Source organism: Bradyrhizobium sp. UFLA06-24, assembly GCF_054967145.1.
The window spans coordinates 15,106-28,227 of sequence record NZ_JADFUE010000074.1 but is presented as its reverse complement, the minus strand read 5'-3'; the positions used below and the strand labels follow the sequence as shown (position 1 = coordinate 28,227).

Genomic DNA, 13,122 nt, shown 5'->3' with positions numbered 1-13,122 from the left:
CTGCCGGTGACCACCGCAAAGCCGCCCGCCCGCTACGGCGCTATCAGGGCGCGCGTCCGGGCGGCTTTGCTCTACCGAGCTACACCACTACCGGGGACACGACCACGAGAAGCGCTACTCACAGTTTTGAGCTGATTTGCAGCAGGTGCGAAGGTCTCGGCATCACGTTCGATTGCACCGAAAATGCTCCTAGCTCCACGCCAATTTCATGTCGGCATTGCGGCTCCTTTCCCTGGGCGAACTGCGCAAGTTAGCCAACGAAAGCAGGCCAAGTTCTTTCGAGCTCGAGCTCGGCTAGAAAATTTTTAAAGAAGCACACTTTTATTGAGCGGTCCTCCTCTAGCTGTTAGTGCCCTTTCTTCCTTCTTCTAAGAGAGCCGCCCCTCTCCACCATCGCTCAGCTAATTGGAAAATTCGTTCCATATTGACATGTTTGTTAATGGTATGGATTAATCAGCTTTTGGTTGTGTAACCTTGTGGGAGTGGCAGCTATGGCATCGAGGTGGGCTTTAATCGCTGCCGTTTCCTGTTTGATATTTGAAGCGCGTCCCGCAAACGCAGAGATTGATATCTCCATTTCGTCCACCGCGATTCCCGCGGGAGGGAATGTTGCGCTGCAGGTCACAGACGCCTTTGCGCCGCTACCGCTCTCAGGCAAGAGCTGGCTAGAAAGCATCTATCCCGCCGGATCTCAGATCTTTATTTCAGCGGACGACTTTGCCGCGAACGGATTCATAAGCTACAGCGCGCCTGGCTCGGAGGAATTGACGGGCAGCGACAGCTTTTCGTTTGCAACGGGGATCGGCTTTTCCTTACCCGTCTTGTTTACCTACAATCACGCCGGATTATACAAGATCGGCTACGCCTACAGCTTCACCGAAATGGAGAACCTTATTGGCGCTGTTTTTGATGGAAGTGGCAATCTCATCGCCGGTCCAGACCTGGAAAATCCTCCACCGGTTTTCGAAACAGGCTCTGGCAGCTTCTTGATTCGTGTCGGAAGCGTCCCCGAAGTTTCGACCTGGACGATGATGATGCTCGGGTTTGTGGGTCTTGTTCTCTTTAGACAGCGACAAAGCCGAGGGCTGCCAATCTTAGGTAAAGCATGATCCGAAAGCTCGAAGCTGAAAAAAACATGCAGGCGCGATGACGACTTATCCCAATCTCATCGCGCTTTAGGTTCGAGGCAGTGCCGAACGCGGTCATTCTCGTAAAGGAGATCGAGAGTTGCGACCCGCTCTGGGGAGAGAGCGCCGGCGTCCTCCAGGTTTTGGCCGCGGCCAAAACAAAAAGGACCGCCATTTAGGCGGTCCTTTGATCTAAAAGCGTCAGATTCCGCCCGCTTAGGCCACGCGCAGGGCCATGCCCTCGTTCCTGCGGCGATAGGCCAGGAAGCCGACGCCGGCAAAGCCCAACATCAGCATCGCCCAGGTGGAGGTCTCAGGTACGCCACCAACTCTCGTCAAGCCGGAAACCTCAAACTGCTTGGTTTGCTTGAAGCCCGTGTCAGAGAGGAGCTCGATCCACGTTAGGCTCGTTCCATGCAGCGCCAGCGCAGTATATTCCGTGTTGCCGTTTGGTTGATTAGTCAGCACAGAGGAGCCGCCGTTCGAGGCCAACACACTGAAGTTCGGTGGATTCAACACGTCGAACACCAAGTCGGTGAAAGTGTAGCCGGTCGGCGCGCTGATCAACAACGTATGATAGAATGTCGAGCTGGCGTTGCTGGTGGAATCGATTGATGAAAACCCGTTTTTGTAATCGACCGTGGTGCCGGCGGTGAAGGTGAGGATGGTGGTGCCTGTCTGCGAGCCGACATGTCCACTCGTTGTCGTGTTGGTAGCCGCATCAAAATAGATCTTGTCCTCGCTGGGAAGATTATTTTGCCCCTCAGTAACCTGGAGGTTCCCAGAGTTGACTATGCTCGCCTGGGCAGATCCGATGAAGGCGAGAGCCGAAATTGCGGCACCTGCAATTGCGATATGGAAATTACGCATCAGAGCAACTCCTTTAAGTCTGCTGGTCCCTTTTTATTAAAGTTCAAGCCATTTTTACTATTACTCTTTTTTCCCGATTGAGTCAAACGGACGGCTTCAGCTTTTTAATGTGACCACCAACAACACGCCAATTATTTGATTTGATTGTTCTATCTGATAAATTCGCTTTGCCAAATATGCCAATATCAATCTTTAACAGCAGTCCGACCCGCCTAAAAAGCCAAGATTAACTGTTCAACCTGCGTTAGTAGTTCTCAGCCCCACACCTGGGTGGAGCATGCTTTCTTTGCACATACAGAATAGGTCGCGAGCTCGCGTTCCAACCGCCCCAACAGTGACGGCACCAGAAAGAATTGAAAATCGATGGTTCGAAAGCTCAGTCTGCTGGCCGCTTGGGGTCTCCTTGCGTTCATTACCTACGCCACGTTTTCACCACTACAGCATCGACCAACTATCTCGCATTCAACCCATGTCGAGCACCTTGGAGCCTATCTCCTTCTCGGGGTGCTGTTCCGCATCGGTTACCCGCGCAACTTGCTGCTTGTTTGCCTTGTTGTGATTGGCGGCGCCGTCCTAGTAGAAGTGTTGCAGCATTTTACGCCGGATCGCCACGCGCGATTATTAGACTGTGCAGCAAAAGCCGCTGGCGGCGCGGTCGGCATTGCAGTTGCCGAAGCGGCTCTTTACCTCGCTGCTCGAGTTAGCCGGAGACCGGCGTGAGCCGCGACTAGCGCTGGCTGCTCGCAAGCAACCTCATCACCAGTAGTAGAACGGAAACCAGTTGTAGCGGTAGCGCGGGTTGCCATAGTAGCCGGGACCAACATAGGGGCCATAAAAATTAGTGTCGCCGTAAACCCAGCGCGCCACCGGCCGGCGGCCCGGCGGTCGAATGCAATGCCCGTTTTCGTGACAAATGACCTTCACCTCAACGCCGGGCGAGGCGCTCTGAGCCAGATCCGCCTGTCCCATCAACGGCGCGGCCAATGCCGGAGACGCACAAAGTAATCCGGCAGCAACCAAAGCTAGTCGGCTTAATTTCATCATTCGCTCCGTTTCTAACTCGATTGGGCGAGCCTCGCGGCGTTGACGCCCACAAGAACCTATCATTTCGAACGAGCTTTTCAATTCGTGTTCAAACCCCCATCAGGATTCATCAAACTACGTTGCTCTGTCCATTTCAGACAATGCCGCATGCAAAACATCTTTGCCCCAGTGCTACTGCGGGGGCGCGAACCACCCGCCAGGGGAGCCGCATTTCAGGCCTTGGCGTATTCGCGATACCACTTTGCGAACCGCGCGATGCCATCTTCAATTCGGGTTGACGGTTTAAAGCCAATCGCCTGTTCAAGCGCGGCGGTATCGGCAAAGGTTGCCTCGACGTCCCCTGGCTGCATCGGTTCAAATTGCTTGTCCGCAACCCGGCCGAATTCCTTCTCCAGGAGCGAGATCACGTAGGTCAGTTCTTCGGGATGGCTATTGCCAATGTTGTAGATTTTCCAGGGAGCCTTGCTGCTTGCCGGATCAGGCGCACTGCCATCCCACTGTGCATCCCCTTGGGGCGGCTGATCAATGAGCCGAATGATGGCTTCAGCGATGTCATCGATATAAGTGAAATCGCGGCGCATCTTGCCGTGGTTGAACAATTTTATCGGTTTTCCAGAAAGAATGGCGTTGGCAAAAATAAACATGGCCATGTCGGGACGGCCCCAGGGACCATAGACCGTAAAGAAGCGAAGTCCCGTTGCAGGAATCCGATAGAGATGGCTGTAGGTGTGGGCCATCAGCTCGTTGGCCTTCTTCGAGGCCGCGTAAAGACTCACCGGGTGGTCAACATTGTCGTGCACCGAAAATGGCAACTTCGTATTAGCGCCGTAGACGGATGAAGATGATGCAAACAACAAGTGTTGGCAGCCATTGTGCCGACAGCCTTCGAGCACATTGAGAAAGCCCTGAATATTGGCGTCGAGGTAAGCTTGGGGATTCGTGAGCGAATACCGCACGCCGGCTTGCGCGGCGAGGTGGATCACCTCGGAGAACCGATATTCAGCGAACAGCGCCTTGGTCACTGCGCTATCCGCCAAATCGAGCTTGATGAAGTTAAACCGCGCATCCTGCTTGAGCATGCCGACGCGGGCTTCTTTGAGCGTCGGGTCATAATAATTGTTGAGGCTGTCGACCCCGACGACCTCTCGGCCTTGAGCCAGCAGTCGAAGCGTGACGTGGTAGCCGATAAAGCCGGCCGCACCTGTCACCAAAATTGAGCGTTTTGTCATAGCCCGGACTCTTTAAAGACGCCAAAGTTCAATGCCAGATGGCTTCGAGCTTCGGTCCAGTTTCGCTTTGATATCGAACACCAATCCGGAACCCTCTCGGAGCAATTTCTGGATGAGAGACCACCCGCCATCGATGTAGGCATCGTGGGCGACCGCCAGGATGACCGCATCAGCGGGTTTCAGCTCGTTCATGTGATGAAGGCCCACGCCATACTCCTCTTGCACTGTATGCGCGTCCGCCAAGGGATCGGTAATCTGCACGGTGAGCCCAAAGGATTGTAGCTCCCGTACAATGTCGATGACGCGGGAATTGCGGATGTCCGGCACGTTCTCCTTGAACGTCATGCCCAGGACAGTAACGGTGCCGCCCTGCCCTCGCTGCCGGAGCAAGCCGCGGATGCATTCCCGCGCAATTCGTTTTCCCATTTCGTCGTTGATGCGCCGTCCGGCCAAAATGACCTCGGGATGAAAGCCCGCCTTCTCGGCGCGATAGGTGAGATAGTAGGGGTCGACGCCGATGCAGTGGCCGCCAACCAGGCCCGGCTGAAAGGGCAGGAAATTCCATTTGGTCGCGGCAGCCGCAAGCACGTCGCCGGTGTCGATATCGAGCGCCTGGAAAATCAACGAGAGTTCATTCATGAAGGCGATGTTGAGGTCTCGCTGGGTGTTCTCGATGACCTTGGAGGCTTCCGCGACCTTGATCGAAGGCGCACGATGAATGCCAGCTTTCACGACCGAGCCGTACACTGCGGCGATGAGCTCGAGCGTCTCGGCGTTTTGGGCGGAGACGACCTTGGGGATGGTTTCGAAGCGGTGCGTCTTGTCGCCTGGGTTGATGCGCTCGGGCGAATAGCCAAGCTCAAAGTCTTGCCCTGCCTTGAGGCCCGAAACCCGCTCCAAGACCGGCCTGCAATCCTCTTCGACGGCGCCGGGATAGACAGTGGATTCGTAAACCACGACGTCACCGCGCTTGAGCGCGCCACCGACGAGCTCTGAGGCATTCAGCATGGCGCTCAGATCCGGCCGTCGGGCCTGATCGATCGGCGTTGGTACGGTGACGATGAAGAAATCCGCGCTACTGATGGCGAGAGAGTCGTTGGTGAAAGCCAACGTGGCCGCCTTGAGATCGGAAGGCTCAACTTCGCGCGTGCGATCCTCCCCCTTCTGCAGCTCTTGGACCCGCCCCGCATCGATATCGAAGCCGATCACCGGGCTGCCGCCACGGGCAAAAGCGGCGGCCACGGGCAAACCGACATAGCCGAGCCCAATGACCGCGATTTTCCGATTGTGTGCCATGAAAGGGTCACTCCGCATGCCGGCAAGCTTTTGAAAGAATTACCTGCTTCCTACTCAACACGGCAATAGCTGGCCAGCAGAGCTGCCAAAACACGGTTTACGAGCAGCAGGAGAATTAAATGGATATGGGATCCTTACTCTCATGTGTAAGGCCGCCGCGGCCGGCAGACGCGGTAACATTGCGTTAGGCCTTTCAACTTGAAAGATGGCCGCGCCGACGCGAGGATGGCGAGCGTGAAAAAGTATCGACTCCAGGACATGTCGCTGGAGGACGGTGACAGCCAAATATCGCAACCCACGGCTTTCATCCGAGACTTGGTCAGGCCGGGGAAAACAGCCGCGCTGGGTGATTGAATGGTTAGCCTCGGGTAGCCCCTCGATGACTGCCGGATCCAATGGATCAGAGCTCGACTAGTCCCCGTCCAAATAAAAAGACCCCCGCATTGCGGGGGCCTTTGAAGATATGCCGTTCGAGCTTTAAATGCTCATACAACTCGAAGCTGCCGACCGTCGGACCGCTTGCGATAAGCGACGAAGCCGACGCTCATGAAGCCCAGCAGCATCATTGCCCAGGTCGAGGCTTCCGGAACTGCGCCAGCGATAGTGGTCGTAGTGCCTGCCACCGTCAAGGTGACCGGACGACCCGGGTGGTTCGGAATCCCGCCCGTGATCTCTAGGATGTAGTTCCCGGCGATCGAATTGTTGTAGGCGATCGTTGCCGCCTGGCCACCCACTGAAGTTGTAGCACCGCCAGCAACGACGAGATTTGCGGGAGCCACGCTTCCTCTGAACAGCGAAAGCGTAAGGGATGAGATCTTATCAGCCGCAGCAGAAAAGCTCTGAGACAGCGTCGCAGAAAAGTCCTGAAGGGACGTCAATGCCAAATTGAAATTGACCGTCAAGGTTCCACCCGTCTCGGTGATACCCGTGACGGAAAAAGCCCCATTCGGATTGGTGCCCAAATCTTGGCTGGCGGGCGTCACCACATAGGCCATCGAGGGAGCCGTCGAGGCGCCCATCAGCCCAAGGGCCAAGGCCCCCGCAAGGACCAAATTCTTAGCGAAATTCATACCACTCTCCCGAGTTCAATTCCAAAAGCTGGAGGTTGCAATCTAGGTGAAAATTTTAAATGCTGTCAACCGAAATAATAGTTTTTTAATCCTTTTTTTTCGGGGACGCTGCGCCCCCCCCGCAAAAGAGGACCCAGACGACATAGGTCCGGGAAATGCCGACATTCCGAGCATCTTTCTGGAGCCTCAGACCTACGTGGGCGGCCATAGCCAAAAGGACGCCCCCTGACGAGGAACTTGCAGCGAATGGTCTTCTGTTTAAAGTTTGGAGGCGGAATTAAAAAAGTGAAGTAGCAGCAAAACAGAAGTACAACTTAATCAAGCACTTGCATACCTTTTTACCTTCGAGCCTGAAGAGTGGCCATCTTGAAATGGGTCAATACTCCCCGAGACCCCGAGCCAGCCGAGTGGCGCCTCCGAGCGTCCATCTTGTGTGTCAACCTCGTGCGAGCGCACGCAGGGGCCATCGAAGCATCCGCATATACCCAACGGCGGCAAAGCCGAGGATCATCATCGCCCAGGTTCCGGTTTCAGGAACGGACGCCGTGATGTCGCTCACCTTGAGCGTGTCGATGACAGGTAGCTGGTCAATGGGCGTATCGGGGTTGGCCAACGCGAAGCTCAGATCAGCGAAATGGAACGTGCCTGTAATCAAAGTCGGACTGGAGACGCTCCCACTGAACAGCGGGCTGAAACTGGGGACGCTGACGAGATCGAAGAAGGTGGAAGAACTATCGTCGGGCCCGACACCAGCACTGAGACCGCCGCCGAACGCGGTGTCGTAGAATGTGAGGTACGGAAAGGGGTTATGAGCCGACGTATTCTGTATGTTGGTAAAGTAGAACGCGTGAAAAACGCCCGCATCTTCAGCCGACACACCATCAATGGGCCGAGATGTATCGAGGACGAATGAAAGGTTGTCGACCCCTGTGAGCTCATACTTCAGAAGCCCGGCATGCGCCGGAGCAACCAGCAGCAACAACATGCTCGCAAACCATCCCGCCCAGACATTGCGCCCCATAATAGCCATCCGATTTTTGAGGAAAGGTGATACGCAAACTGCGCGCGAATCAGCGCTCTGATTTAATTGATTTTCAGTTGCTTTGAGGCGTTGTCAACAAGTCAGGCTGCGACAAAGGCGCATTTCACTATTAAATCGCGCTCGAACACTCGCCAGTCGCATCCAAAACTTCGGCGGGCCCTCCAGGCCGGTCATTCTCGAACACACCGATGGCCAAACGACCCGTTCTCCAAGCCATCGCATCCAGGTTTGTCTTTCCCGTCGTACGAATCGGCGCTGAAGGATCGGCATCATGGCCATGCACAACGTGCCGTCGCCCGTGTCCCTTCTTAGATCCCCTGCGGTAACGTTTCCAAAGCAGGGTTTGCGAGTCTTGTTGATTGAGCGAGACCTCGGGATCCACTCCCGCATGTACGAACACTCTGTGCTGATCGACATACATGGCAGGGAGACTGGCAATCCAGGCGAGGTGCGACGAAGGCACCAGACTCAAATCGAACTTGTCTGAACTCGAGTTGGCGTAGGATCTCAGCGTTTGATCGCCGCCATTTTCAAGCCAGCGCTCAAGCTCGAGAAGATTGTTACAGGCCTCCCACATCATGGCCTCGTGGTTGCCTTTGAGGCTGACGAGGGAAAGATGATCAATATCCCACTGCATTAAACGTTCGATCACCGGTCGACTACATGGCCCACGATCGACGTAGTCGCCCAATGTCACGACCGTTCCCGGCCGACCGGCGGCATGGCAAACGATTTTGGCGATCGCAATCTGCAAGAGATCATAGCGACCGTGAATGTCCGGAATCGCGTAGGTGAGCGACATGTTGCTGCAGGCGCCATTGGCGCCCCCCGCAGAGGAGGCGGTCAGGAGCCGCTCGGTTGTGAGGCGAGCTGTCGATGCGGCGATCGACCCTTTGCGCGTCTCAGAATAGTACCGGCCACGCCAAGCAGCGAATCCAGCAGGAACAGAAGCAAGATGGCCACGATGAAAAGGCTGATCCCAGTCAGATCGTGAACCGGGCCCTCCAAAAGATCTGGTCCACCGTAGTATGCGATCAAGACCAGCGTGAGTACGCGAATGAAGTTTGCCGCAATCGTAATCGGTACGATGGAGAGCAGCAAAAGAAGGCTGCGAAGCTTCTCGTTCCAGCGAAACGCATAGGCGTAGAAGACGCCAATCGCCGAGAGCGCAAAGATCGAATTCATCCCGGAACAGGCATCCTTGACCAACAGCTGGTACGTTCCGATCATGATCATGACACCGTTCTGCGCAATCGGGTAACCGGCTGCATAGAGCACGTGGGTCACGACATTGGAGATGAAGACCTTCAATGGAACCGTGGCTGCATCGATCAGCCAATCCGGCATCGGAACAGCGAAGAATAGAAACCCAATCGGGAATGCGAGCGCACCCAGCATCGCCCAACCAGCCGCGATGAGGACGCAGCCGGCCAGGACAGGCAGGATCGAAAAGGCCTCTACCGTGAGCACATCTTGCGTTCGTGCAAGAAACATCAACACGAGGCCAAGCAAGAGCAAGAGCCAGCCCGTTAGCGGAGCAGATTTGATCTCAGCGCCGGCGATCCTACGGCGCGCCTGCCATACCAACCACAAAGACGCGGCGATGATGAGAGGCCCATGTCCTTCCTGTTCGGTTTGCCAGGGTCCATTGATCAGGCTGCGCGCCGTCGGAAGGTAAGCAACCAATAGCGCCCCCCCGAGCAGTGTATACCAAGGCCAAATCGAGGCGCGGAGCTTGGTGGGTTGAACGACCTGTAAAAAGGACATGCTTACGACCACGAGGATGAAACAGGAAAATCTGCAATTAAATAGATTTCACCTACGAGCCAGTAGCACAACATAGGTCGCTCCCGCAAATATCAAGGCTATCGCCAGCAGCGCCGATCCGGCGTTGCCAACTTGATTGGCAACCGCGAGCACCAGACCAGCGACCATGAACTGGAGGAGGGTCTTGATTTCTCGATCGGTAAATTGAAAGAAGACAACCACCATGGCGATGAAGCACGCAACGGTGATCACGTCGAAAAATGTCGTCATGGGCGGTGCAACATTCGTTTGGTATCGAAGACGCTCTCTCGCACCTCCATCCTTTAAGTTCCCTATTTCTTCATAATGTCGGCGTACCCGCCTTCGTATTTTGCTTCAGCGTTTGCTGAGTATGACGCAAGGCTTGCCTCCGCCTTCAGGGCTTCAGCTCTCATTAATTGCCGGGCGACATTTGTAGCCGCTTCGCCCTTGAGTGGGCTTGCCTGTTCACCTGTGACCTTGAAGAAAACGCCGTTCGGACCAGAGCGCACGAAGAAGACTTGGTCGGGCGTTCGGGCTTCCAGAGACTTGTAGAAATCGGGCTGCAGTTCCGCGCCGTTTAGCACGCCGGACTGACGGCCATGAACGATGCCGGCGGAGGTCAGCTGTTGATCGACCTCCTCAAGTGTCTTTGCGTCCTTATTGGCGGTGATGATCGATTGGACGTCTGAGGAAGCAGGAAATGCGATTTGATCGACCGCGAACAGCTTTCGCTCCGCAAATTTGGCCGGATTGCTGCTGATATATTTCTCGACATCTGAATTGCTCGGTGCCTTTGCCGTGGCTTGGCGCGTCAAATAGGCCGCTTCCAAGACCTGTTCGCGCGCCCGTATCAGGTCCAACAGCACACTAGGCTCTTGATCGAGCTTGGCAGCGATAGCTTGCTGAAGGAGATATTTGCGTGTGACGAGTTCGCCCACGACCGCCTTAATGGTTGCCGGATCCTTCTGCTTGTCGGTCGGAATGTTGGCACGACGGAACTCGTTGTCGAGCTCACTGGTCGTGACAACTTGATCGCCCAAGCGGGCAATGATTTGCCCTGAACCTGCGGGCGCCTTGGCTGTCTCCTTCCCACAGCCGGCCAGGACCGCGCCGCAACAGGCAAGAACCGCTAACGTACGGCAGATACGGTTCACGACAATCCGCATGAGGAACTCCAACTCAACCAAAGATCATCCGAACGAGCGCGCATTTGCCGCTACTCGAAATCGCAAAAGTACATATCTCAAGAAAGAGCAACCCGCTGACATCTTTGCAATTTAGCTTAATTCCGGATATGCATACACTCACCAATATTTAATTTGCGACGCTAATGCTGTTGGGCTGTTGTGCTGTAGCAAGCCCCAGGCGTTAGGCCGATCAGGGTAAATTGGAATAATCAAATGAATGTGAGCCGGATTCAAGTCATCCTCGCGTCGGTCGCAATTTTAGTGGCGGCTCTGCTGGCCGAGGTCCTCATGCCGCGGCAGTTGATGGCCAGGACGTCGGCCGCCCCGAGCCTTGATCAGATCATTCCCAAGCAGTTCGGCACTTGGAAACTGGTTCCCGACATCAGCCCGATCACCCCGCCTGATCCGGAAGGGTACGTTCAGCCAGATCCAAATGGCGCCAAAGTGTATGCGCAAGAAGTCAGCCGGGCCTACACCGATGGGCAGGGCAATATCGTGATGTTTCTAGTGGCCTATGGTCCGGTGCAGAACTACCGTCTCAAGGCCCACCGCCCGGAGATCTGCTATACGGCCGCGGGCTTTCGCATCGATGAGAAGTTTGGCGGAAGCATCAGCGTTAAAAACGGTGCACCTCCGATCAAAGTGACTCGGGTGGTGGCGGAAAGAGAAGCCCGATACGAGCCGATCAGCTATTGGATGCGCGTGGGCAACGACATCACAACTGGCGTGGTCGATCGCCAGATTGTCCGCTTAAAATACGGTCTGCGAGGAATTATTCCGGATGGCGCGCTGATCAGAGTTTCAACCGTTGGTCTCCCCCGTGATGCCGCTTTCCAACTGCAGGACAAGTTTGTTCATGATGTTCTGGCGGCGATCCCAGCAAATGAGCTGAAGTTCTTCACTGGCTCATCGCTGTGATCCGCCTTTTCATGAAATGAGATCGTGTTGTTTTCAGCTAGAGCGGGTGCGAAGCGGATTGCTTTCGAGATCGCCCTGGGGCTGGGCATTTGGGCGTCAACAGCCGTTGCGGGCGCGAGGGCGGCGGAAACCTTGGACGACTCGCTCATTCCCTTTGCCGTAAATGTCCATCGAACCCCGATGCAAACTTGGGGCCCGGGCTACGGGATATATCTTGGCCGAGGGCTCTTTATTACCGCGGCCCACGTCGTCGGACGCAGCTGGTGGACGCGACCGAAAATCGCGATTGCGGGTCAAGAATATCCAACACGCGTGGTGAAAGAAGGCAGCTTTGAGGGCACAGATGTGACCGCTTTGGCAGTTGACCCGTTTCTGCTGCCGATGCGGCTGCAAATGCGCCGAATGAAACTATGCCCTCAGGCGCCGTCGCCCGGCCAACAGGTGGTGACGGTTGTGCCCGAAGCCACTGTTCGGACCCACATCTTGTCGCCCACAAAATTACCAGCAGATGTCCGTCGCTTTTCAACGGTAATCGCCGATGTGGCGCGCACCGGAAACTCGGGATCAGGCGTTTTCGACGTACAGCAACGCTGCTTGCTTGGGATTATGTCTCGCAAGATTTCGATTTCTCGCCCACGAGGCGGGAAGACCGAAACGATCGATTTGGCGAAATATTTTGTTCCGGCTTCGGAAATTAAAGCGTTCTTACCGCAGGAAGCGCTCGCCGGTCTTCAGTAGTAGCCACTATAATAGGCCGGAGGAGCTTCGGTCACCTTGTTGACGACCACGCGGACGATGGATGTCCGCTGCAGATGTTTCTGCGACTCTCTCATGTCCGCAAGCGACGTATTGCCGACGCCGGCCACTAACAAGGTTGCCTCCATCTTTGGCAAGATCGAAATCACATCATCACCGAGCAGAATGGGCGGCAGATCGAAGATCACGATGCAAGACCTAAAGTCTCGCTTGATCGCATGCAGCAACGTCCCCATGCTTTGAGAGGCCATCCACTCGGATGAGTTCGAGGATGGGCTCGATCCTGGCAGGACAAAAATGCTGCTCGGCCCGATGCTTGCCCGCAAGGTGGCCGCGGAAAGCGTGGCGCGGCCTTCCAGCACATCCAAGATCCCAGGCCCGCCCTGCAATCCCAAGTAGTTCGCGACCATCGGCTTGCGCAGATCAAGGTCCACAAGCAAGACCGAGCGCTCGGGAAGGCGCGCAATACTCAAGGCAAGATTGCAGGCGGTGAGGCTCTTGCCACACGCAGCCGTCGGCGAGGTGACGGACAAGAACTGCCAGCTTTTCTTGTCCATCTCTTGCAGGACTTCGGTCCGCAACATGTCGTAGTAGCGTCCGTGGTCCTTGGCCTTGTGTCCCACCAACCGTGACTTCTCAAGATGGTCGGGGTTCAGACGGACCTCGCGAAGCTTACTATCCTGCAGCTCGCTGCGGAGATCTTGCCGCGCCGCGTTCGGCAATGTCCCGATGACCGGTGTGGTGGCCGCTTCGGCTGCCCTGGCGAGCTCAACCGCGTGTTTGATCGAGTCCAAC

15 protein-coding genes and 1 pseudogene are annotated in these 13,122 nt (G+C 55.7%); 5 read left to right on the top strand and 11 right to left on the bottom strand.

What is annotated here, in order from left to right; genetic code table 11:
* The first annotated feature begins 491 nt into the window (after positions 1–491).
* Positions 492–1,109, top strand: coding sequence for a hypothetical protein (locus tag IF809_RS33480; protein ID WP_462839679.1), 618 nt, complete (start codon positions 492–494; stop codon positions 1,107–1,109).
* 234 nt (positions 1,110–1,343) lie between these two features.
* Here IF809_RS33480 and IF809_RS33475 read toward each other — a convergent pair whose 3' ends face one another.
* Positions 1,344–1,997 carry a hypothetical protein gene (locus IF809_RS33475; protein ID WP_462839678.1) on the bottom strand — a complete coding sequence of 218 codons (654 nt, stop codon included), beginning with the start codon at positions 1,995–1,997 and terminating at the stop codon, positions 1,344–1,346.
* A gap of 363 nt (positions 1,998–2,360) precedes the next feature.
* Here IF809_RS33475 and IF809_RS33470 point away from each other — a divergent pair, with 363 nt between their 5' ends.
* Positions 2,361–2,717: a VanZ family protein gene (locus tag IF809_RS33470; protein WP_462839677.1), complete on the top strand. Its 357-nt coding sequence runs from the start codon at positions 2,361–2,363 to the stop codon at positions 2,715–2,717.
* Positions 2,718–2,753: 36 nt separating this feature from the next.
* Here the strand turns inward: IF809_RS33470 and IF809_RS33465 are convergent, their stop codons facing one another.
* From IF809_RS33465 to IF809_RS33455, 3 genes are all read right to left on the bottom strand, one after another.
* Positions 2,754–3,041: a hypothetical protein gene (locus tag IF809_RS33465; RefSeq protein ID WP_462839676.1), complete on the bottom strand. Its 288-nt coding sequence runs from the start codon at positions 3,039–3,041 to the stop codon at positions 2,754–2,756.
* Between the two features lie 212 nt (positions 3,042–3,253).
* Entirely contained in the window at positions 3,254–4,270 is a 1,017-nt protein-coding gene (locus tag IF809_RS33460) for an NAD-dependent epimerase (RefSeq protein WP_462839675.1), read from the bottom strand.
* Positions 4,271–4,282: 12 nt separating this feature from the next.
* The gene (locus IF809_RS33455; RefSeq protein ID WP_462839674.1) at positions 4,283–5,566 is read right to left on the bottom strand and encodes a nucleotide sugar dehydrogenase; all 1,284 of its coding nucleotides are present in this window, start codon (positions 5,564–5,566) and stop codon (positions 4,283–4,285) included.
* A 274-nt stretch (positions 5,567–5,840) separates the two neighbouring features.
* On the opposite strand from IF809_RS33455, the gene IF809_RS33450 reads away from it, so the two are divergent.
* Positions 5,841–5,981 carry an H-NS histone family protein gene (locus tag IF809_RS33450; RefSeq protein WP_462839673.1) on the top strand — a complete coding sequence of 47 codons (141 nt, stop codon included), beginning with the start codon at positions 5,841–5,843 and terminating at the stop codon, positions 5,979–5,981.
* A 70-nt stretch (positions 5,982–6,051) separates the two neighbouring features.
* Here the strand turns inward: IF809_RS33450 and IF809_RS33445 are convergent.
* The 6 genes and pseudogenes from IF809_RS33445 to IF809_RS33420 all read right to left on the bottom strand — a co-directional run.
* Positions 6,052–6,576 (bottom strand): annotated as a pseudogene (locus IF809_RS33445) (FxDxF family PEP-CTERM protein); the annotation flags it as partial.
* 496 nt (positions 6,577–7,072) lie between these two features.
* Positions 7,073–7,657 carry a hypothetical protein gene (locus tag IF809_RS33440; RefSeq protein ID WP_462839672.1) on the bottom strand — a complete coding sequence of 195 codons (585 nt, stop codon included), beginning with the start codon at positions 7,655–7,657 and terminating at the stop codon, positions 7,073–7,075.
* Between the two features lie 130 nt (positions 7,658–7,787).
* The gene (locus IF809_RS33435) at positions 7,788–8,480 is read right to left on the bottom strand and encodes a metallophosphoesterase (protein ID WP_462839671.1); all 693 of its coding nucleotides are present in this window, start codon (positions 8,478–8,480) and stop codon (positions 7,788–7,790) included.
* A 41-nt stretch (positions 8,481–8,521) separates the two neighbouring features.
* Positions 8,522–9,445, bottom strand: coding sequence for an exosortase V (xrtV, locus tag IF809_RS33430; RefSeq protein ID WP_462839670.1), 924 nt, complete (start codon positions 9,443–9,445; stop codon positions 8,522–8,524).
* Between the two features lie 48 nt (positions 9,446–9,493).
* Positions 9,494–9,715, bottom strand: a complete 222-nt coding sequence (locus tag IF809_RS33425) for an XrtV sorting system accessory protein (RefSeq protein ID WP_462839669.1) — start codon at positions 9,713–9,715, stop codon at positions 9,494–9,496.
* 62 nt (positions 9,716–9,777) lie between these two features.
* The gene (locus IF809_RS33420; RefSeq protein ID WP_462839668.1) at positions 9,778–10,632 is read right to left on the bottom strand and encodes a hypothetical protein; all 855 of its coding nucleotides are present in this window, start codon (positions 10,630–10,632) and stop codon (positions 9,778–9,780) included.
* 234 nt (positions 10,633–10,866) lie between these two features.
* Here IF809_RS33420 and epsI point away from each other — a divergent pair, with 234 nt between their 5' ends.
* On the top strand, positions 10,867–11,571 hold the full coding sequence (gene epsI, locus IF809_RS33415; protein ID WP_462839667.1) for an exosortase-associated protein EpsI, V-type: 705 nt from the start codon (positions 10,867–10,869) through the stop codon (positions 11,569–11,571).
* 24 nt (positions 11,572–11,595) lie between these two features.
* Complete coding sequence (locus IF809_RS33410) at positions 11,596–12,309, top strand: trypsin-like peptidase domain-containing protein (protein WP_462839666.1); 714 nt, start codon at positions 11,596–11,598, stop codon at positions 12,307–12,309.
* Here the strand turns inward: IF809_RS33410 and IF809_RS33405 are convergent.
* Positions 12,303–13,121 carry a CpsD/CapB family tyrosine-protein kinase gene (locus IF809_RS33405; protein ID WP_462839665.1) on the bottom strand — a complete coding sequence of 273 codons (819 nt, stop codon included), beginning with the start codon at positions 13,119–13,121 and terminating at the stop codon, positions 12,303–12,305. The two genes, IF809_RS33410 and IF809_RS33405, sit on opposite strands and share 7 nt — an antisense overlap.
* Position 13,122: the final 1 nt, after the last annotated feature.